We start from the raw sequence: 18,473 nt of genomic DNA, 5'->3' as shown, positions 1-18,473 counted from the left end.
GGTCACAGAGGTGGCCGGGCGTCGCGGCGCTCCTCGACGATCGTGCTACGGGTCCGCTGCTGGTTGACGACCAGCGAGATGATGATGGCCAGCGCACCCGCGACCAGGAGGATCCACCCCAGGGGTGCGGTGTCGATGACACTCGTGTCGACGTTCACGACGTCGAGGACGAGGATCAGTCCGATCACGATCAGGACAATTCCCAGGCCGATGGCCATGGCGTTCACTCCTTCGGTGTTCGGGCAGCCCGGTGACGGGAGCCGGGCGCTCCGAAGGACGCAGTACCCGAAGCGGGGCGTCGCATGCTCGCTCGCCGCCCCACGGGGCGGGGGTGTCTCAGCCGGGCTGGCCGGCGTAGAGCCCGTCGATCTCCGCGGCGTACTTCTCCGCGATCGGCCGCCGCTTGAGCTTCATCGTCGGCGTCAGCTCGTCACCGCCCGGCTCCCAGTCGACCGGCAGGAGCGTCCAGCTCTTGATCTGCTCGACGCGGGACAGGCGCTGGTTGGCCGCCTCGACGCCGGCGGCGACCGCCGCGACCACGCCCTCGTCCTTCGCCAGCGCGGCGGCGGACGGGTCCGGCAGGTCGTGCTCCTTCGCGTAGGCCGCGGCCGCGTCCGGGTCCAGCACGAGCAGCGCGACGTTGTAGGGCCGGCCGTCGCCGATGGTGACCGCCTGCCCGATCAGCGGGCTCGACGACTTGAGGGCCTGCTCGATGTTGGCCGGCGACATGTTCTTGCCGGCGGAGTTGATGATCAGCTCCTTCTTCCGGTCCACGATCGTGACGTAGCCGTCGTCGTCGATGGTCGCGATGTCGCCGGTGTGCAGCCAGCCGTCGGCGTCGATGGTGTCCGCCGTCTTCTGCGGCTCCTTGCGGTAGCCCTTCATGATCGTCGGCGCCTTGACCAGCAGCTCACCGTCGTCGGCCAGCCGCAGCTCGACGCCGGTCAGCGGCGTGCCGACCGTGCCGATCCGGATGTCGTCGATCGGGTTGATGGTGGCGCAGCAGGAGAGCTCGGACATGCCCCACAGCTCGCAGATCGGCAGGCCGAGCGCACCGAAGTACTCCAGCACGTCCGCCGGGATCGGCGCAGCGCCCGACACCGACCACCGCACCTGGTCGAGCCCGATGAACTGCAGCACGCCGGCCCGTTCCTCGGCGGACATCGACGCCGGGTCCTTCACGCCGGCGACCTCGAGCCCGGCCTTGAGCTTCTCCCAGACCCGGGGCACCGCGCCCCAGACCGTGGGCTTGACGTCGCCCAGGGCGCCGATGACGGCCTTCGGGTCGGGCACGGTCGTGATCTGGAGCCCGAGGGTCATCGCGCCGTAGTGGGTGCCCCACCGGTCGGCGATGTGCGCGGACGGCAGGAACGAGACGCAGCGGTCGTCCGGGCCGATCGGGAGCCGCTCGGTGGTCATCCGCAGCTGGGCGAGCAGGTTCGCGTGGGTCAGCTCCACGCCCTTCGGCGGGCCCGTCGTGCCGGAGGTGTAGATCAGCGTCGCGACGTCGTCGGACCCGACCGCCTGCCAGGCGGCGTCGAAGTCGAAGGAGTCGTCGCTCCGCTCCTCGAGGTCGGCGAGCGTGAGGGTGTCGCCGGTGCCGGCTTCCGCGTCGACCACGACGAGCTGGTCGAGGTCCGCGCCCGCGGCCCGGATCCGGTCGACGAACGCCTGCTCGGTGATGACGACGCGACAGCCCGCGTTGCCGAACAGGTAGGTGATCTGCTCCGGGGAGGACGTGTTGTAGATCGAGAACGGCGTCGCCCCGAGGTGGAGCGCCGCCGTGTCGCAGAGGTTGAACTCGGGCCGGTTGACCAGCATCAGCCCGACGGCGTCGCCGCGGCGCACCCCGAGCGACGAGAGCCCGGTGGCGATCCGGCGCACCCGGTCGGCGTACTGCCGCCAGGTGATCTCCTGCGCACCGCCCACGGTGCGGAGGGCGACCTGGTCGCCGCCGGCGGCGGCGGTCTTCTGGAACGCTGCGCACAGCGTCGGTACGGCGAGCGGGTCCTGTGCGTTCATGACGGCACTCTGGCAACGCAGCGGCGCTGTGGCAATGGTCACTTTCGCTCGGGATCGGCGGTCGGCCGGATCGCGATCCGCGTGACGCGCCGCCCGTCCATCGCCGCCACCTCGAGGCGTGCCTCCCCGACGTCGACGCCGTCGCCGATCTCGGGCAGCCGGCCGAGCTGGGCGATGACGTAGCCGGCCGCGGTCTCGTAGTCGCCGTCGGGCAGCTCGATCCCCGTCGCATCGGCGAAGTCCTCGATGCTGAGCCCGCCCTCGACAGCGGTTCCGGAGCCCACCAGCTCCGGTGGCGCCTCGGGGTGGACGTCGTACTCGTCGCGGATGTCGCCGACGATCTCCTCGACCAGGTCCTCGAGGGTGACGATGCCGTCGGTCCCGCCGTACTCGTCGACCACGACGGCCAGGTGCGTGCCCTCCTCCCGCATGATCGAGACCGTGGGGAGGACCCGGTTGGTGCCGGGGAGGTGCAGCACCTCGCGCTGGACGTCGGCCACCGTGCGCCCGTCCGACGGGCTCACGTCGAGCAGGTCGCGGATGTGGAGGAACCCGGTGACGTCGTCGAAGCTCTCGCCGGTCACGGGGTAGCGGGAGTACTGCTGGTCGGCGACCCAGGCGCGGGCCTCGGCCAGCGGGGTGCTGCCGCCGACGAACGCCACGTCGCCGCGGGGCCGCATGACCTCCTTGAGGGTGCTGCGGGTCGCGGAGAACACGTCGGAGAGGATCCGGCGCTCGTCCTCGCCGAGGCCCTCGTGCGTGCTGACGATGTCGCGCAGCTCGTCCTCGCTGACCTCGTCGTTCCGGGCGTCGGGGTCGCCGCCCACGAGCCGGACGACGGCGTCCGTCGAGACCGAGAGCAGCCAGATCACCGGCCGCATCAGGGTCGCGAACCGGTCGAGCACAGGCGCGGTGGCCAGGGACACGGGGACCGACCGCTGCAGCGCCAGCCGCTTCGGCACCAGCTCGCCCAGCACCAGGGAGAGGTAGGCGATGAGCAGCGTCATCGCCACCAGTGCCACGGTCTCGGCCGCGTCGTCGTCCAGCCCGAGGTCGGTGAGGAACGGCGCCACGTCGGGAGCGAGGGTCGAGCCGCCGTACGCCGCCGAGAAGAAGCCGGCCACGGTGACGCCGATCTGGACGGCGGAGAGGAACCGGTTCGGGTCGCGGGCGATGGCGGCGACGCGGGCGCCGCGGTGGCCGCGGTGCTCCAGCTGGTTGACCTGGCTCTCGCGCAGCGAGACGAGGGCGATCTCGGTCGCGGCGAAGACGCCGCCCACGAGGACGAAGACCAGGACCAGGCCGAGGTTGACGAAGGTCTGGGAGTCGATCATGCCCGTTCACCTCCCGACACCCCTGGAGATGAACGGAGCAGACTTCGGGACTCGTCCATGCCCCCGAGTCTAAAAGTCCCCGAGTCTAAGAGCGGCCGGTGACGGCGGTGGCTCCGCGCTCCTCGTCCTGGTGGACCGTCGCCACGAGCCCGGCTGCCTCGAAGGCGCGCGCCGCCGGCCCGGCCTGGTCCGCGCCGGTCTCGACGAGGACGGTGCCTCCGGGGGCCAGCCAGCCCGGGGCGAGCGCAGCGAGCCGGCGTACGACGTCGAGACCGTCGGCGCCGCCGTCGACCGTGCTGCGCGGCTCGTGGTCGCGCGACTCCGGCGGCATCAGCGTGACCGCGGCCGACGGCACGTAGGGCACGTTGGCGAGCAGGACGTCGACCCGGCCGCGCAGCCGGGGCGGCAGGGGCGCGTCGAGGTCGCCGGTGTGGACGGTGCCGCCGACCGGCGCGAGGTTGCGGCGTGCGCACGCGACGGCCACCGGGTCGACGTCGGCCGCGTGCAGCTCGATGCCGGAGTGCCGGTGGGCGAGTGCCAGGCCGAGCGCGCCCGAGCCGCAGCACAGGTCGACGACCACGCCCGCCGCCGGCGAGGCCGTCGTCGCGAGGTCGACGAGGAAGGCCGTCCGCTGGCGGGGGATGAAGACGCCCGGGTCGAGGGCGACCCGGACGCCGGCGAAGTCGACCCAGCCGACCACGTGCTCGAGCGGCTCGCCGGCCACCCGGCGGGCGGTGAGCTCCTCGAGCGTCGCGCCGTCGCTCGCCGCCGACCGCAGCACCCGCGCCTCGTCCTCCGCGAAGACGCAGCCGGCGGCCCGGAGGCGCGCCGCGAGCGCGTCGTACGCCGCCTCTGCCACCCGCCGGACCCTACCGCCGTCCTGCTGCTGCGGGCGGATCTGCTGGCAGCAGAGTCCCCTTGGGCGCGCGCTGTCGCTCCCGCACCGTGGAGGCATGACGAACCCACCCGAGCGGCCACTCCTGATGGTCGACGACCAGCTCACCTCGCGACTCCTGGAGCAACGCATCATCGTGCTCGGGCAGGAGGTCGACGACCGCATCGCGAACCGGCTCTGCGCGGCGCTCCTGCTGCTCTCGGCGGAGGACCCGCACCGCGACATCAGCCTCTACATCAACAGCCCCGGAGGCTCCGTGAGCGCGGGGCTCGCGATCTACGACACGATGCGGATGATCCCCAACGACGTCAGCACCCTGGCGATGGGCCTGGCGGCCAGCATGGGCCAGTTCCTGCTCTCGGCCGGCACGCCCGGCAAGAGGTACGTCCTGCCGCACGCGCGGGTGCTGCTGCACCAGGGCTCGGCCGGGATCGGCGGCACCGCGATCGACATCGAGATCCAGGCCGAGAACCTCGAGCACACCAAGCACGTCCTGATGAGCCTCATCGCCGAGCACACCGGGCAGTCGGTCGAGCGGGTCGAGAAGGACGCCCGTCGCGACCGCTGGTTCACGGCCGAGGAGGCGAAGGCCTACGGGTTCGTCGACGAGGTGCTCACCGACGTACGCGCGGTCGCGCCGACCCGGACCTCGGCTGCGTTCGGAGGCGTCCGATGAGCCAGTACACGATCCCCAGCGTGATCGAGAAGACCGTGCGCGGCGAGCGGGCGGTCGACGTCTACAGCCGGCTGCTCAGCGACCGGGTCGTCTACATCGGCACGGAGATCGACGACGGGGTCGCCAACGTGGTGATCGCCCAGCTGCTGCACCTCGAGGCGGACAGCCCGGACAGCCCGATCAGCGTGTACCTCAACTCGCCCGGCGGCTCGGTCACGGCGATGCTCGGGATCTACGACACGATGCAGTTCGTGCGGGCCCCGGTGGCAACGACCTGCATCGGCCAGGCGGCGTCCTCGGCTGCGGTGCTCCTGGCGGCCGGTGCGCCCGGTCGGCGGTCGGTCCTGCCGAACGCCCGGGTGATCCTCCACCAGCCGTCCGGGAGCGGGCAGGGGACGCTGCCCGACCTCGCCGTGCAGGCCAAGGAGATCGTGCGGCTGCGGACCACCATGGAGCAGGTCCTCGCCCGGCACACCGGGCAGTCGGTCGCACGGCTGCGCGAGGACACCGACCGCGACCTCATCCTGGACGCGGACGCGGCGGTCGCCTACGGGCTGGCCGACGCGGTGCTGGAGTCACGCAAGGCTGCCTGACGGGTCGGGCCCGCCGAGACTCAGTCGCCCTGCGGCATCAGGAGCCAGGCGGCGAGGTAGAGGATGATCGGCGATCCGAAGCCGAGGACGGTGGAGGCGACCAGGAAGATCCGGATCAGGTTGGCGTCGATGCCGGTGAAGTCGGAGAAGCCGCCGCAGACGCCGGCGACCATCTTGTCGTCGCGGCTGCGGACGAGAAGGGTGCGGGCGCGCGGCTGCGCGGTGGGCACGGGAAGCGGGTAGGGCTCGTAGCTGCTCATGAGCCCAGCGTGCTCCGCCGCGGCCCGCACGACATCGGGGACCGACCCTGACCGTCCCCTGACCCTGCCGGGGTTTCGAGGCTCGGCGCTAGCGCGCCTCGAAACCAAGGCGTCCTATGCCGCGAGGCAGACCGGCCCGTGCAGCCGCCGCGCGACCCTGAGGGTCAGGTCGGCCATCCGGAGCCCGAGCGCGCCGGCGACGGCTGCCAGCACCTCGGAGCTCGGCTCCTTGCGGCCGCGCTCGACCTCGGAGAGGTACTGCACCGAGATGCCGGCCTTCCCGGCGACGTCGGCCAGCGTCCGCTCGCTGCGCTGCCGCTCCTGCCGCAGCTCCTCGCCGGCCGCCTCGCGCCACAGCGGCTCGACCCGAGGCGGCGTCGTGGCCGGTGTCGTAGGAGCCGGGAACCTGATGACCTCGCCCATGGGATGACGTTAGGCCGGGTCGGCCGGCGCGCAACAGGATGTTCGCTGGCGGCGTACGGCCGCGACCTCGCTGTCGGTCACCCGGCTGGGGCATCATGCACATCATGCGACCTCAGGTCGTCGCCCATCGGGGCGCGAGTCACGAGATCGCCGAGCACACCCTGGGCGCCTACCTGGAAGCCCTGGACGCAGGGGCCGGCGGCCTGGAGTGCGACGTGCGGCTGACCGCCGACGGACACCTGGTGTGCGTGCACGACCGCGACCTCCGTCGTACGGCGAGCACCCGCGGGCTGGTCTCGACGATGGACCTCGCCGAGCTCAACGAGCTCGACTTCAGCGCCTGGAAGAACCCCTGGTCCGACCTCGACGACGAGGCCCCCGACCAGGACGAGGAGCTCGGCAAGGTGCTGACGCTGCGCAAGCTGCTGGAGACGGTCGCCGACTACGACCGGCGGGTGGAGGTGGCGATCGAGACCAAGCACCCGACCCGCTTCGGGGGGCTGGTCGAGAAGCGGCTGGTCGAGATGCTGCGGGACTTCGGGTGGGACGTGCCCGGCTCCCCGGCCCGGGTGATGAGCTTCTCCTTCACCGCGCTGCAGCGGGTGGAGCGGCTGGCGCCCGACGTGCAGCGGGTGCAGCTCATCGACAAGGTGGCGGCGTGGCCGATGCTGCGCCGGGTCCTCAGCAGCGACACGATCATGGGTCCCGGCATCAACCTGCTGCGCGAGCACCCCAAGGCCGTGCAGGACATGGGCCGGCGGGACCGCACGATCCACGTCTGGACCGTCAACACCGAGGCCGACCTCGACCTCTGCCTGCGGATGGGAGTGCGAGCCGTCATCACCGACCGGCCGGCGTACCTCCTCGACCTGCTGGATGCCCGCGGCGGGTCCTCCGGGGTGGCCGGATAGGTTTCCTGGCCATGGCCAAGAAGAACCGCGCGAAGTCCCGTGCCGTCGAGTCCACCGCGCCCGGCGAGGTCGGGCCCCGCCAGCCGTGCCCCTGCGGCTCGGGGAAGCGCTACAAGGCGTGCCACGGGGCTCCCGGCGGCGGCACCGTGTTCGTGAAGCGCCCGTTCGAGGGCCTCGCCTCGGAGTGCGACCTGGTGGCGCTGCGTGAGCTGGTGCCGGCGGCGACGGCGGTGCTGCCGCTGACCGGTGAGCACAGCGACCGGTCGGTGCGCGTCTGCACGCTGCTGCCGATGGCTGCCCCGGCCATGGTCCGCGACAGCGGCGAGGTCTGGCTCGGCCTCCAGGTCCAGCACAGCTTCGGCGACCCGTCCCGGGACCTCGCCGCGGTGCTGCTGGCCGCGCTCGACGCCGAGCCCGGCACGTCGATGATCGGCCTGACCGACCCGCCGGGCGAGGGTCCGCGGCTGCAGGACCTGGTCGCCGACGAACCGCTGCGGATCGAGGTGCACGAGGGCTTCGACTTCTGGGTGTCGGACATTGAAGACGTCGAGGACTCCCAGGAGCTCGCGGCCGCGCTCGAGCAGGCGCAGGGCGCCGCCTCGCCGACTGCCCGGCTGGCGTCGGTCCCGGCGGCGTACTGGACCCACCTGGGCGACAAGGAGTTCCTGCGCTGGGTGATGCCGGAGTCCGAGGACGCGCTGCTCGACGCGTTCGCGCGGCTGCACGTCGCCGGTGCGGACCGGGTCGTCGAGGACGCCCGGCTGATCGGCATGTTCCGCGCGCACGGCGTGGTCGCCCCCGTCTGGGAGCTCCCCCCGGGCACCGGCGTCGAGGGGGTCGAGGACGGCGCCGCCGAGCTGCGCACCCGCCTCGACGCGGCCCTCGCGAACGACGCCGACCTCACCACCGAGGAGCGATCCGCGCGGGCCGGGCTGGCGAACCGCCAGGTCACCATCCGCTGACCCTCACGGCCCGCTGGGTCGGACGTCAGCGGGGCTGGAGCGCCCAGGCCTTGAGGCGGGAGTAGCCCTTGACCGAGATCCGGCGCACCCGGCGGAAGCGGTACGGCGACTCGTCGGTGTCGCTCGGCTCGTGGTCGTCGTCGTCCTCGTCGGCGCCGGTGAGCGCGGCGTACATCCCGCTGTCGATGAGCACCGTGCAGGGCCGGGCGACATTGGTCAGCCGGGACGCGATGTTGACGGTCGGCCCGAACACGTCGCCGAGCCGGGTGACGACCTCGCCGTAGGCGACACCGGCGCGCACCCCGGGGAACTCGTCGTCCTCGTCGGCGCCGCGGCGGGTCAGCTCCGTCGCGATCGCCGCGGCGTCCTGCGCGGTGTCGGCGACGATGAGCAGCTCGTCGCCGATGTTCTTGATGATCCGGCCGTTGTGGTCGATCACGATGTCGAGGGCGGCGGTCTCGAACGCCTCGAGCCAGGCGACCAGCTCGCGCTCGGACAGGGTCCGCGATCGTGAGGTGTAGCCGACGATGTCGACGAAGCAGACGGCCCGGTCGCTCAGGCTCCCGCCGGAGCCCGCGACGGCCAGCATCCGCGAGGCGACGCTCAGCAGGTGTCGCCGCCAGATGTAGCTCTGCAGGCTCTCGACCCGCGGCATCACCTCGTCGGCGAGACCGATGAGCCCGTCGGTCGGGTCGATCCCGCTCTCCCGGGCCGTGTCGGCCAGCAGGTTGACCTGCCACTCGGCCAGCCGCGCGAAGCTGCGGCCGAGGGTGCGGACCAGGCCGTCCTGGCGGTCACCGTCGATGACGCCGAGGTCCATCAGGTCCTGGGTGAACCGGAGCGCCTGGACGTCCTGCTGCGTGAACGCGCGGTCGTCGGGCTCGGCATGGGCGAAGCCGAGCAGGTGCCAGAGCTCGCGGGCGAGCTCCAGCGACAGACCGGCCTGCTCGGCGACCTCGGCCTGGGTGAGGCTGGGGTCCTCGCCGAGCAGGCGCTCCTCGAGGGCGTCGAGCGCACCCGTGCCGGCCGACGGCGGTGTGGCCTCGTCGGCGGGGCTCTCGGGGGCAGGCGACAAGACGTTCAGTCGTTGACGCGTGACTGCGCGACCTCGAGCAGCGCCGCGTGGAACGTCGGCATCTCCTTGTCGAGCTGGACGAGCGTCTCGTCGGTGAGGTGGATGGTGTCGAGCGGGGTCAGCGCGACGACGGTCGCGTTGCGCAGCTTGTGGCCGACGATCGCGGCCTCGCCGACGATGTCACCTGCGCCGAGCTGCGCGATCTCCTTGCCGTCACGGCGCACCGAGACCTTGCCGTCGAGGATGATGTAGGCCTTGTCGGCAGGGGTGTCCTTCCAGATCGGGGACCAGCCCTCCGGAAGATGCACGCGGCGTCCGACGCCGCTGATCTTTGCGACCTCTTTGGGAGTGAAGTGCTCGAAGAACGTTGCCATGCTGACCCTTTCGGTGCGGTCTCCCCATGCGCGGCACCCGCGCTGATGTGACCTTATCCGTAACGCTCCGTCAGGGGAGCGGGTCACGCGCTATGGGACAGCTCATGCACCGCGGGCCGCCCCGTCCGGAGCCGAGCTCGGAGCCGGCGATCCGGATCACCTCGATGCCGGCGGCCTCGAGCCGGCTGTTCGTGCCGTCGTTGCGCTCGTAGGCGACCGCCAGTCGCGGCGCCAGCGCCAGGGTGTTGTTGCCGTCGTCCCACTGCTCGCGCTCGGCGGTCACCGGGTCGAGGCCGGTGTCGATCTGGTGCAGCGTGTCGAGCTGCATCGCCTTCGCCGCTGCGACCAGGAACGGCTCGGGCGCCGCGACGTCGAGCTCCAGGTGCGCAGGGTCGGCGTCCGGACGACGGGTGACGGCGTACGCCGTGAGGGTGTGCGCGACGTTGGGATACATCACGACCTTGTCGACGTCGACCATGGTGCAGACGGTGTCGAGGTGCATGGTGGCGCGCTCCTGCGCGATGGGTACGGCGAGCACGGTCTCGGCCAGGCCGGCCTCGAACACCTGGCGGGCGAACCGCTCGGCCCCGGCGGGCGTCGTGCGCTCGCCGACGCCGACGGCGATCACGCCGGACGAGAGCAGGAGCACGTCGCCGCCCTCGACGTGCTCGAAGTGGTGGCCGAGGATCCGCGGGCTGGCCGCGAACCGCGGGTGGTGGCGGTAGATCAGCTCGGTCAGCTGGGTCTCGCGCTTGCGGGCGGGCATGGCGAGCGACGTGATCGCGACCCGGTCGCGCACCCACACCGAGGAGTCGCGGGTGAAGAGCAGGTTGGGCAGCGGGTCGACGAGGAAGTCGTCGAACGCCAGCAGGCTGGTCACCAGCCCGAAGCCCCCGCGCACCTCGTCGTTGCGGATGCCGGCCGTCAGGTAGACGGAGAGCTCCTCCGGCGTCGCGTCGCCGAGGAACTCCCGCAGGTAGAGCCGCAGCGTCTCGCCGAGGTCCAGGTCGGTGAGGGCGGTCTCGATCGCGACGTGCCGCGCCTCGGCCTCGGCGAGGGTCTCGGTCAGCAGCTCGGTCAGGTAGACGACCTCGACCCCGCGGTCCCGCAGCGCCTCCGCGAACGCGTCGTGCTCGTCCTGGGCCCGCGACACCCACGGCACGCCGTCGAACAGCAGACGGTCGTTGTTGCGGGGCGTGAGGCGCTGCAGCTCGGGCCCGGGCCGGTGCAGCATCACCGTGCGCAGCCGTCCGACCTCGCTGTCGACGCCGGGGGTTCCCGGTCTCCCTGGGGACATGGTCATGGCGGGCACCTTAATGGATTGTCAGACAATCCTTGCTTTCGCGGCTGGGGTCAGTCTGGCGCGGCCGGGTCGCCGGCGTCGAGGCGGGACTCGAGGGCCGCGACCTGGCGCCGGAGGTCGTCGAGCGCAGCGAGCACCGCGGCGGTCGACTCGTCGACGGCCTGCTCCATCTCCTCCTCCTCGGCTTCGGCCGCGCTCGCGACGAGCCAGGAGGCGATGGTCGCGGTGATCGAGCCGAGGAGCGCGATGCCGACCAGCATCAGCACGACCGCGATCAGGCGGCCTCCGGTCGACACGGGATAGAAGTCGCCGTACCCGACCGTGGTGACGGTGGTGACCGCCCACCACAGGGCGTCCCCGAAGGTGGTGATGTTGGCGTGCGGGTCGGCCCGCTCCGCGTCGAGCACGGCCAGCGCGCCGAGGCCGATCGTCGCGACGGTCGCGCCGATGACGTAGACGGTCACCCGTCCCGCGCGGTTGTGGGCGAAGGTCCGGCCGAGGATGCGCGCCACGGCCAGGGCGCGGAGCAGCCGGAGCGGGCGCAGCATGGGGAGCACGACCAGCGCGACGTCGTACCAGTGCCGCAGGACGTAGCGCCCGCGCTGCTCCGCGAGCGAGACGCGCACCCCGAAGTCGACGAGGAACGCACCCCACACTGCCCAGGACAGCGCCTGCAGGCCGTTCTCCAGCGTCGGGTGGAGGCCCGGGTCGAGGACCGGCCACGCGTAGGCGGCGAGGAACGCCAGCGCCAGGAGCAGCAGCGGGACCTCGGTACGCCGCTCCCACTGCTCGACGCGCGTCACGTCAGCCCCGGAAGGGGTCGGCGGGATAGATCCCCAGCACCTTCACGTCGGTCGTGAAGAACGTCAGCTCCTCGAGCGCGCGCTTGAGGCCCGGATCGTCCGGGTGGCCGTCGACCTCGGCGAGGAACTGGGTCGCGGCGAACTCGCCGCCGACCATGTAGCTCTCGAGCTTCGTCATGTTGATGCCGTTGGTGGCGAAGCCGCCGAGTGCCTTGTAGAGCGCCGCCGGGAGGTTGCGCACGTTGAACACGAAGGTCGTGACGACCGGCCCCCGGTCGCGCGGCGCGGCGACGAAGTCGCGGGAGAGCACGACGAACCGGGTGGTGTTGTGGTCCTCGTCCTCGACGTCGGAGCGGAGGATCTCGAGACCGTAGATGTCCGCCGCGAGCGGCGGTGCGATCGCGGCCTGGGTCGGGTCGGCGGCCTCCGCCACCTCGCGGGCGGCGCCGGCCGTGTCACCGGAGATGAGCGGGGTCAGCCCCAGCTCGCGGATCACCTTGCGGCATTGGCCGAGGGCGTGCACGTGGCTGTGCACGGTGCGGATCGTCTCGACCGTCGCGCCCGGCACCGCCATCAGGGAGAACTCGATCCGCAGGAAGTGCTCGGCGACGATGTGGAGGTCGGACTCGGGCAGGAAGTGGTGGATGTCGGCCACCCGGCCGGCGATCGAGTTGTCGATCGGGATCATCGCCAGGTCGGCGTCGCCGCCCGTCACCGCCGCGAACACGTCCTCGAACGACGCGCACGGCACGGCCTCCCAGTCGGGGTAGTGCTGCCGGCACACGAGGTGGGAGTTCGCACCAGGTTCACCCTGGTAGGCGATGCGTCGCGGTGTGGTCACCTGCAGAGTCTAGATTCGTCGGCGTGGAGTTCCTGACCGGTTTCAGCGCGGTGGTCGCGGTCCTGGCGGTGGCGGTCGCAGCGTTCGCGCTGCTGGAGGTACGACAGCTCCGGGTCGGCTCCGGCGACGACCTCCCCGGCGACGTGGTCGGGCTCCGGGGCGAGGTCGCCGCGCTGCGCGCGGAGGCGGCCGGTGCCCTCCGGCACCTCGCGGTCGTGCGCTACGACGCGTTCGAGGAGATGGGCGGCCGGCTGTCCTGGTCGCTGGCGCTCCTCGACGACGGCGGTGACGGCGTCGTGCTCACCTCGATCCGGGGCCGCAACGAGGCCCGCACCTACGCCAAGAGCGTCACGTCGTGGCGGAGCGACCAGGAGCTCTCGCCCGAGGAGGACGAGGCGATCGCACACGCGAAGCCGTAGCCGTCACCGCGGGACGCGGACGAGCAGTCGCCCGTGGATGCACTCCATGTGCAGCTCGTGGCCGGGGCCGATGATGTCGCCGTCGAGCTGGCGCGGCACCTCGTGCGACGCGCGGACGACGACCGTCCGGCCCGTGAAGCGCGCGACCGACTCGCCGGCGCGCTTCTCGCGGCGGCTCAGCACCCGCACCACGAGCGGGATCCAGCTGAGGAAGCGCCGCGGGTAGAGCAGCACGACGTCGACGTGGCCGTCGTCGATCGCGGCGTCGGGGATGAGGTTCATGCCGCCCTGGAGGCTGCCGACGTTGCCGACGACGCAGGTCCGGGCGCGGTGCTTGCTGAACGGCCCGCCGTCGACGGAGACCTCGAGCCGCATGGTCGGGAACATGAGGGCCTTCAGCGCGGAGAGCACGTAGGCCAGCCAGCCGACCCTGCGCTTGATGTCCTCGTTGACGCCCTCCATGATCGCGGCGTCGAAGCCCATCCCGGCCATGACCATGAAGTGGGTGTCCTCGAGGCCGTCGCCCGTCACCTTCACCATGTCGATGGCGCGGTCCTGGCCGTTGATCGCGATGTCGATCGCGGCTCGGATGAAGAGCGGGATGCCGAGGTTGCGGGCGAGCAGGTTGCCGGTGCCGGCCGGGACGATGCCGACCGGGATGCCGGTGCCCGCGAGCTCGGCGCACACCTCGCGCACGGTGCCGTCACCCCCGCAGACGACGACCAGGTCGGCGCCGTCGACGGAGGCCTGTTCCGCCTGCCCGGTGCCGGAGTCCTCGATGGTGGTGAAGTACCACCGCGGCTCCTTCCACCCCGACTCCAGCGCGATCTGGTTGACGATCGCCTGGAACTGCGCGACGTCCTCCACCTTGATCGGGTTGAGCACGACGGCGAGGTCGTTGGTGGACGGGAGCGCCTGGGGCAGCGGCAGGGACTTGAGCGCGTGGCTGCGGGGGAGCGGGCTGTAGAGCGCGACCCCGAGCAGCACGAGCCCGGCGCCGAGCAGGCCGCCGCCGACGACGTCGGTCCAGTAGTGGCGCCCCAGCAGGACCCGGTCGAGGAAGACGACGAGCACGACGACGGTCAGGCCCAGCCCGATCAGCCGGCGGATGTTGGAGCGGCGGACCAGCATCACCGCGAGGACCAGGCACAGGCCGGCGATCGCGGTGGTCTGCGAGGCGTGGCCGGAGGGGAAGGCGCGGGTGTCGAGCAGCCCCAGGTCGTTCTGCCACATCGGCCGGTCCCGGTCGATGAGCAGCTTGAGGCCGTGGGTCAGGGCGATCGTGGCCGTCATCACGGCGACGATCAGGGTGGCGGCGCGGCGGTGGTGCTTGACGTACATCACAGCCGCGAGGACCAGCGTGTAGACCGCGATCGCGATCACGTCGAACGCGATCTCGACCGCGCGGAGCACGTCGTGGAAGCCGTTCCGGCTGTCCGCCCAGCGCCGCAGGTCCCTGCCGGAGTCGTCGATATCGGCGAGCCAGCCCCACCCGAGCGACACGCCGGCAGCGAGGCCGGCGAACAGCAGCAGACAGACGACCGCGGTGATCAGCGGGGTCTGACGAGGGCGGTCCAGCACGCGGGGCAGGCTAACCGCTCGGCCCACTAACGTCGTACTCGTGACCACGGATCCGCACCCGCTCGCCGCCGCAGCTCAACCGCCCCTCCGCCGTCTCGGTCGGTCCGGTCTCGTGGTGTCGGCCGTCGGCCTGGGCTGCAACAACCTGGGGCGGCCGGGGACGGCGACCGAGTCGCAGGAGGGCTCGGACCGGGTCGTCGGTGCCGCCCTCGACGCGGGGATCACGCTGTTCGACGTCGCCGACACGTACGGCGCCCGTCCGGGTCTCGCGGAGGAGCGGCTCGGGGCCGCGCTCGGCGGGCGTCGCGACCAGGTCGTGGTCGCGACCAAGTTCGGCATGGACATGGACGGCGGCAACGGGCCGGACTTCGGCGCCCGGGGCAGCCGGCGCTACATCGTGACCGCCGTCGAGGCCTCCCTGCGGCGGCTCGGCACCGACCGGATCGACCTCTACCAGTTCCACACCCCGGACCCCGCGACGCCGATCGACGAGACGCTGAGCGCGCTCGACGACCTGGTCCGGTCCGGGAAGGTCCGCTACGTCGGCCACTCCAACCGGTCGGGCTGGCAGATCTCCGATGCCGAGCACGTCGCCCGGGAGATCGGCGCCGAGCGCTTCGTGTCGAGCCAGAACCACTACAACCTGCTCGACCGCCGCGCCGAGCTCGAGGTCCTGCCGGCCTGCCGGGCGTACGGCCTCGGTGTGCTGCCCTACTTCCCGCTGGCGAACGGCCTGCTGACCGGCAAGTACGCCGCCGGGACCGCCCCCTCCGGCAGCCGGCTCTCGCGCACCCGCCAGCACCTCGTCCAGACCGCGACCTCCCCGCAGCTGCGCCGTTTCGCCGAGTTCGCGAGCTCCCGCGGGATCGGTGAGGCCACGGTCGCCATCGGGTGGCTGCTGGCGCAGCGCCCCGTGGCCAGCGTGATCGCCGGCGCGACGAGTCCCGAGCAGGTCGCCGCCAACGCCGCGGCGGGCGGCTGGGTGCCCGGTGACGAGGACCTCTCGGAGCTCGACCGGATCTTCCCGCCGCCGGACCCGATCGCCCTCTACTGAGCCGGGCCCTCTGCGGTTGGGTGCTGCCTCGGGGCTCCCGATAGATTCGGCGCATGATCGACCCGCGCATCCTCCGCGACGAGCCCGACCGCGTCCGTGCCGCCCAGGCCAAGCGCGGGCTGTCCGACGACGTGGTCGACCGGGCGCTCGCGGCCGACGCCGCCCGGCGTACGGCGATCGCGGTGTTCGAGGCGAAGCGGTCAGAGCAGAAGGCGCTCGGCGCGAAGATCCCCAAGGCCGCGCCGGAGGAGAAGCAGCAGCTCCTCGCGCAGACCAAGGCTCTCGCCGCCGAGGTCAAGAAGGCGGAGGCCGCTCGCAGCGCCGCCGAGGAGGAGTGGGCCGAGATCCTCAAGGCGATCCCGAACCTCGCCGCCGACGAGGCGCCGGCCGGCGGGGAGGACGACTACACCGTCCTCGAGCACGTCGGCACGCCCCGGGACTTCGCCGCCGAGGGCTTCGAGCCGCGGGACCACGTCGAGCTCGGCCAGCTCCTCGGCGCCATCGACATCGAGCGCGGCGCCAAGGTGAGCGGCAGCCGGTTCTACTTCCTGACCGGCGTCGGCGCGCAGCTGGAGTTCGCCCTCATCAACATGGCGCTCGACCAGGCGCGGGCCGCGGGCTTCACGCAGGTGGTCGCCCCGGCGCTGGTGCGGCCGCGGGCGATGGACGGCACCGGCTTCCTCGGCCAGGCGGCCGACGACGTCTACCGGATCGACGGCGAGGACCTCTACCTGGTCGGCACGTCGGAGGTCGCGATGGCGGCCTACCACTCCGACGAGATCCTCGACGCCGCCACCCTGCCCCGTCGCTACGCCGCGTTCAGCCCGTGCTTCCGCAAGGAGGCCGGCTCGCACGGCAAGGACACCCGCGGGATCATCCGCGTCCACTGGTTCGACAAGGTCGAGATGTTCGTCTACACGACCGTCGAGGAGTCCTACGCCGAGCACCAGCGCCTGCTCGCCTGGGAGAAGGAGTTCCTCGACAAGCTCGAGCTCGCCTACCGGGTGATCGACACCGCCGCCGGTGACCTCGGGCTCTCGGCGATCCGGAAGTTCGACTGCGAGGCGTGGATCCCGACCCAGGGCCGCTACCGCGAGCTGACGTCGACCTCGAACTGCACCGAGTTCCAGGCCCGCCGGCTCGACATCCGGGTCCGGGAGGAGGGCCAGAGCAAGCCGGTCGCCACCCTCAACGGCACCCTGACCGCGATCCCGCGGACGATCGTCGCGATCCTCGAGACGCACCAGCAGACCGACGGCTCGGTGCGGGTGCCGGAGGCGCTGCGCCCGTACCTCGGCGGACTTGACGTCCTGAAGCCGGTCTGAGGAGGTCGTCGATGTCGGAGATGCCGGACCGGGGCTGGCAGCCGAAGCTGGTCGCGCTCGACATCGACGGCACGCTGCTCAAGTGGGTCGACGGGGCGGGCTCGACGCACGAGGAGGTGCCGGCGGCGGTCCACGACGCGGTCCAGCGGGTGCTGACGGCCGGCTCGTACGTCGTCCTCGCCTCCGGTCGGGCACCGCACAGCATGACCGCGATCGCCGACCAGCTCGGCCTCCGCGACCCGCACGTCCCCGACGGGCGGCTGTGGATCGTCGCCTCGAACGGGTCGGTGATCGTCCGCTACCCGCCGATGGAGATCGTGCACGAGGAGACGTTCGACGCGGCACCGGCCGTGCACGCCGTACTCCAGCGCCATCCGGACGCGCTGGTCGCGATCGAGGAGCGAGGCGTCGGCTACCGCGTCTCCGCCCCCTTCCCGGAGGGCGAGCTCGGTGGCGAGTCGATCGTGACCCGGCTCGAGGACCTGGTGTCCGCGCCGGTCAGCCGGGTGATCATCCGCGACCCGCAGGCGACGGCCGAGGACTTCGTCGCGATGGCCGCCGAGCTCGGCCTGCACGGCACCGACTACGTCGTGGGCTGGACCGCGTGGATGGACCTGGCGCCGGTCGGCGTCTCCAAGGCGTCCGGCCTGCGGTACGTCGCCGAGCAGCTCGGGATCGGGGCGGAGGACGTGCTCGCGATCGGCGACGGCCGCAACGACATCGAGATGCTCACCTGGGCCGGTCGCGGCGTCGCGATGGGCCAGGCGGTGCAGGAGGTCCGGGACGCGGCGGACGACGTGACGGCGCAGGTCGACGAGGACGGTGCGGCGATCGAGCTAGACCGCTGGTTCGTCTGACCGACGAGGGCCCTGGCTAGGCTGGGGCGGTGATCGTGGTGCTCCGGACGACCTTGGCCCTGGTGCTCGCGGTCCTCGCTCTCGGGTGGGGCGCGACGCCTCCGGTGAGCGCTGCGACCCCTGCAGGAGGCGCGGCGACAGCCCCGGCGGCCCGCTGCGAGACGCTCGACCTCACCGACGCGGCCGCGGTCCGCGAGCACGCCGACGCCGTGACTGACGTGTTCGCCGGCGAGGTGCGCTCGGTGCGCCCGCGCACGACGATCGGCCCGGGCGAGGGCGGGCCCGACAACGGCTCGACGAACGACGCGCCCCGGCAGGACCCGGACAGCCGGACCACCCGCTGGGACCACACGGTCGTCGTGAAGCGGTCGTTCCGCAGCGACCTGGAGTACCGCGAGCAGGTCCGGGTCGTCACCCTCCCGGGCACCGAGGACAACGGCTTCGGCCCGCTCCGGGCCGGCCGGTGGTACGTCTTCTTCGTCTCCGCCGAGAAGGGCGCGCCCTACCTGGTCGCCACCTGCGACTCCGGCACCCAGGCGCTGCCGCGGGAAGGGCTGCCCGCCGGCCTGGCGGCGGACCTGCAGGGCGCGCTCGACGAGACGACGCAGGAGGCGCCCGAGGTCGCGCTGATGGCTCCGGAGGACGGTGCCGGCTCGGCTCCGTCGTACGGACGGCTGGCCGCTCCTGGCGCCGCACTGACGCTGATCGGCGTGCTCGGCCTCCTGCTTCTCGTCCGGGTCGGCTCGCGGCGCGCCTGAGCAGCAC

At 72.2% G+C, this 18,473-nt stretch carries 21 protein-coding genes; 9 read left to right on the top strand and 12 right to left on the bottom strand.

What is annotated here, in order from left to right; genetic code table 11:
* Positions 1 to 2: 2 nt before the first annotated feature.
* The 4 genes from F0U47_RS10850 to F0U47_RS10835 all read right to left on the bottom strand — a co-directional run bounded on the left by F0U47_RS10850 (position 3) and on the right by F0U47_RS10835 (position 4,215).
* Positions 3 to 218, bottom strand: a complete 216-nt coding sequence (locus tag F0U47_RS10850) for a DUF6458 family protein (protein WP_149750394.1) — start codon at positions 216 to 218, stop codon at positions 3 to 5.
* A gap of 118 nt (positions 219 to 336) precedes the next feature.
* Positions 337 to 2,022: an AMP-binding protein gene (locus F0U47_RS10845; protein WP_149750393.1), complete on the bottom strand. Its 1,686-nt coding sequence runs from the start codon at positions 2,020 to 2,022 to the stop codon at positions 337 to 339.
* 38 nt (positions 2,023 to 2,060) lie between these two features.
* A complete protein-coding gene (locus F0U47_RS10840) occupies positions 2,061 to 3,356 on the bottom strand; it encodes a hemolysin family protein (RefSeq protein ID WP_223162719.1) in 1,296 nt (431 codons plus the stop codon).
* 85 nt (positions 3,357 to 3,441) lie between these two features.
* Positions 3,442 to 4,215, bottom strand: coding sequence for a putative protein N(5)-glutamine methyltransferase (locus F0U47_RS10835; protein WP_246159559.1), 774 nt, complete (start codon positions 4,213 to 4,215; stop codon positions 3,442 to 3,444).
* Between the two features lie 94 nt (positions 4,216 to 4,309).
* On the opposite strand from F0U47_RS10835, the gene F0U47_RS10830 reads away from it, so the two are divergent.
* Positions 4,310 to 4,927: a ClpP family protease gene (locus F0U47_RS10830; protein WP_149750391.1), complete on the top strand. Its 618-nt coding sequence runs from the start codon at positions 4,310 to 4,312 to the stop codon at positions 4,925 to 4,927.
* Positions 4,924 to 5,520, top strand: a complete 597-nt coding sequence (locus F0U47_RS10825; protein WP_149750390.1) for a ClpP family protease — start codon at positions 4,924 to 4,926, stop codon at positions 5,518 to 5,520. The genes F0U47_RS10830 and F0U47_RS10825 overlap by 4 nt, the downstream gene beginning before the upstream one ends.
* Positions 5,521 to 5,540: 20 nt before the next feature.
* On the opposite strand, the gene F0U47_RS10820 is transcribed toward F0U47_RS10825, so the two are convergent.
* Both F0U47_RS10820 and F0U47_RS10815 read right to left on the bottom strand, forming a co-directional pair.
* Entirely contained in the window at positions 5,541 to 5,780 is a 240-nt protein-coding gene (locus tag F0U47_RS10820) for a PspC domain-containing protein (RefSeq protein ID WP_149750389.1), read from the bottom strand.
* 114 nt (positions 5,781 to 5,894) lie between these two features.
* Positions 5,895 to 6,203 (bottom strand): helix-turn-helix domain-containing protein, encoded by a 309-nt coding sequence (locus F0U47_RS10815; protein ID WP_149750388.1) that lies wholly within the window; start codon positions 6,201 to 6,203, stop codon positions 5,895 to 5,897.
* Between the two features lie 104 nt (positions 6,204 to 6,307).
* On the opposite strand from F0U47_RS10815, the gene F0U47_RS10810 reads away from it, so the two are divergent.
* Both F0U47_RS10810 and F0U47_RS10805 read left to right on the top strand, forming a co-directional pair.
* Positions 6,308 to 7,114: a glycerophosphodiester phosphodiesterase gene (locus F0U47_RS10810; RefSeq protein ID WP_149750387.1), complete on the top strand. Its 807-nt coding sequence runs from the start codon at positions 6,308 to 6,310 to the stop codon at positions 7,112 to 7,114.
* A gap of 11 nt (positions 7,115 to 7,125) precedes the next feature.
* Positions 7,126 to 8,076: a DUF5926 family protein gene (locus tag F0U47_RS10805; protein ID WP_149750386.1), complete on the top strand. Its 951-nt coding sequence runs from the start codon at positions 7,126 to 7,128 to the stop codon at positions 8,074 to 8,076.
* Positions 8,077 to 8,101: 25 nt separating this feature from the next.
* Here the strand turns inward: F0U47_RS10805 and F0U47_RS10800 are convergent, their stop codons facing one another.
* From F0U47_RS10800 to F0U47_RS10780, 5 genes are all read right to left on the bottom strand, one after another.
* Entirely contained in the window at positions 8,102 to 9,151 is a 1,050-nt protein-coding gene (locus tag F0U47_RS10800; protein ID WP_149750385.1) for an adenylate/guanylate cyclase domain-containing protein, read from the bottom strand.
* 5 nt (positions 9,152 to 9,156) lie between these two features.
* Positions 9,157 to 9,525 (bottom strand): Crp/Fnr family transcriptional regulator, encoded by a 369-nt coding sequence (locus tag F0U47_RS10795; RefSeq protein ID WP_149750384.1) that lies wholly within the window; start codon positions 9,523 to 9,525, stop codon positions 9,157 to 9,159.
* A 70-nt stretch (positions 9,526 to 9,595) separates the two neighbouring features.
* Positions 9,596 to 10,828 carry an arginine deiminase gene (locus tag F0U47_RS10790; protein WP_246159558.1) on the bottom strand — a complete coding sequence of 411 codons (1,233 nt, stop codon included), beginning with the start codon at positions 10,826 to 10,828 and terminating at the stop codon, positions 9,596 to 9,598.
* A 50-nt stretch (positions 10,829 to 10,878) separates the two neighbouring features.
* Positions 10,879 to 11,631 carry a potassium channel family protein gene (locus tag F0U47_RS10785; protein ID WP_223162718.1) on the bottom strand — a complete coding sequence of 251 codons (753 nt, stop codon included), beginning with the start codon at positions 11,629 to 11,631 and terminating at the stop codon, positions 10,879 to 10,881.
* A 1-nt stretch (position 11,632) separates the two neighbouring features.
* On the bottom strand, positions 11,633 to 12,472 hold the full coding sequence (locus F0U47_RS10780; protein WP_149750382.1) for a prephenate dehydratase: 840 nt from the start codon (positions 12,470 to 12,472) through the stop codon (positions 11,633 to 11,635).
* Between the two features lie 23 nt (positions 12,473 to 12,495).
* Between F0U47_RS10780 and F0U47_RS10775 the strand changes: the two genes are divergently transcribed.
* The gene (locus tag F0U47_RS10775) at positions 12,496 to 12,891 is read left to right on the top strand and encodes a DUF4446 family protein (protein ID WP_149750381.1); all 396 of its coding nucleotides are present in this window, start codon (positions 12,496 to 12,498) and stop codon (positions 12,889 to 12,891) included.
* 3 nt (positions 12,892 to 12,894) lie between these two features.
* Here F0U47_RS10775 and F0U47_RS10770 read toward each other — a convergent pair whose 3' ends face one another.
* Positions 12,895 to 14,472, bottom strand: a complete 1,578-nt coding sequence (locus F0U47_RS10770; RefSeq protein WP_246159557.1) for a bifunctional phosphatase PAP2/diacylglycerol kinase family protein — start codon at positions 14,470 to 14,472, stop codon at positions 12,895 to 12,897.
* 40 nt (positions 14,473 to 14,512) lie between these two features.
* Between F0U47_RS10770 and F0U47_RS10765 the strand changes: the two genes are divergently transcribed.
* From F0U47_RS10765 to F0U47_RS10750, 4 genes are read left to right on the top strand one after another with little or no spacing between them, the layout of a single operon-like run.
* Entirely contained in the window at positions 14,513 to 15,526 is a 1,014-nt protein-coding gene (locus F0U47_RS10765) for an aldo/keto reductase (RefSeq protein ID WP_149750380.1), read from the top strand.
* 53 nt (positions 15,527 to 15,579) lie between these two features.
* A complete protein-coding gene (gene serS, locus F0U47_RS10760; RefSeq protein ID WP_149750379.1) occupies positions 15,580 to 16,851 on the top strand; it encodes a serine--tRNA ligase in 1,272 nt (423 codons plus the stop codon).
* 47 nt (positions 16,852 to 16,898) lie between these two features.
* Positions 16,899 to 17,708 (top strand): HAD family hydrolase, encoded by an 810-nt coding sequence (locus F0U47_RS10755; protein WP_223162743.1) that lies wholly within the window; start codon positions 16,899 to 16,901, stop codon positions 17,706 to 17,708.
* A gap of 29 nt (positions 17,709 to 17,737) precedes the next feature.
* The gene (locus tag F0U47_RS10750) at positions 17,738 to 18,466 is read left to right on the top strand and encodes a hypothetical protein (RefSeq protein ID WP_149750378.1); all 729 of its coding nucleotides are present in this window, start codon (positions 17,738 to 17,740) and stop codon (positions 18,464 to 18,466) included.
* Positions 18,467 to 18,473 lie beyond the last annotated feature (7 nt).

Origin of the sequence: Nocardioides antri, from assembly GCF_008373765.1 — a bacterium.
GTDB classification, from domain to species: Bacteria; Actinomycetota; Actinomycetes; order Propionibacteriales; family Nocardioidaceae; genus Nocardioides; species Nocardioides antri.
Note: the sequence above shows the minus strand (reverse complement) of the source record. Positions and strands in the feature narration are given on the sequence as shown.

Coding starts and splice junctions, on each gene's coding strand:
- F0U47_RS10850 (WP_149750394.1), bottom strand. CDS start 218: ATGGCCATCGGCCTGGGAATTGTCCTGATCGTGATCGGACTGATCCTC.
- F0U47_RS10845 (WP_149750393.1), bottom strand. CDS start 2,022: ATGAACGCACAGGACCCGCTCGCCGTACCGACGCTGTGCGCAGCGTTC.
- F0U47_RS10840 (WP_223162719.1), bottom strand. CDS start 3,356: ATGATCGACTCCCAGACCTTCGTCAACCTCGGCCTGGTCCTGGTCTTC.
- F0U47_RS10830 (WP_149750391.1), top strand. CDS start 4,310: ATGACGAACCCACCCGAGCGGCCACTCCTGATGGTCGACGACCAGCTC.
- F0U47_RS10825 (WP_149750390.1), top strand. CDS start 4,924: ATGAGCCAGTACACGATCCCCAGCGTGATCGAGAAGACCGTGCGCGGC.
- F0U47_RS10820 (WP_149750389.1), bottom strand. CDS start 5,780: ATGAGCAGCTACGAGCCCTACCCGCTTCCCGTGCCCACCGCGCAGCCG.
- F0U47_RS10815 (WP_149750388.1), bottom strand. CDS start 6,203: ATGGGCGAGGTCATCAGGTTCCCGGCTCCTACGACACCGGCCACGACG.
- F0U47_RS10810 (WP_149750387.1), top strand. CDS start 6,308: ATGCGACCTCAGGTCGTCGCCCATCGGGGCGCGAGTCACGAGATCGCC.
- F0U47_RS10805 (WP_149750386.1), top strand. CDS start 7,126: ATGGCCAAGAAGAACCGCGCGAAGTCCCGTGCCGTCGAGTCCACCGCG.
- F0U47_RS10795 (WP_149750384.1), bottom strand. CDS start 9,525: ATGGCAACGTTCTTCGAGCACTTCACTCCCAAAGAGGTCGCAAAGATC.
- F0U47_RS10790 (WP_246159558.1), bottom strand. CDS start 10,828: ATGACCATGTCCCCAGGGAGACCGGGAACCCCCGGCGTCGACAGCGAG.
- serS (WP_149750379.1), top strand. CDS start 15,580: ATGATCGACCCGCGCATCCTCCGCGACGAGCCCGACCGCGTCCGTGCC.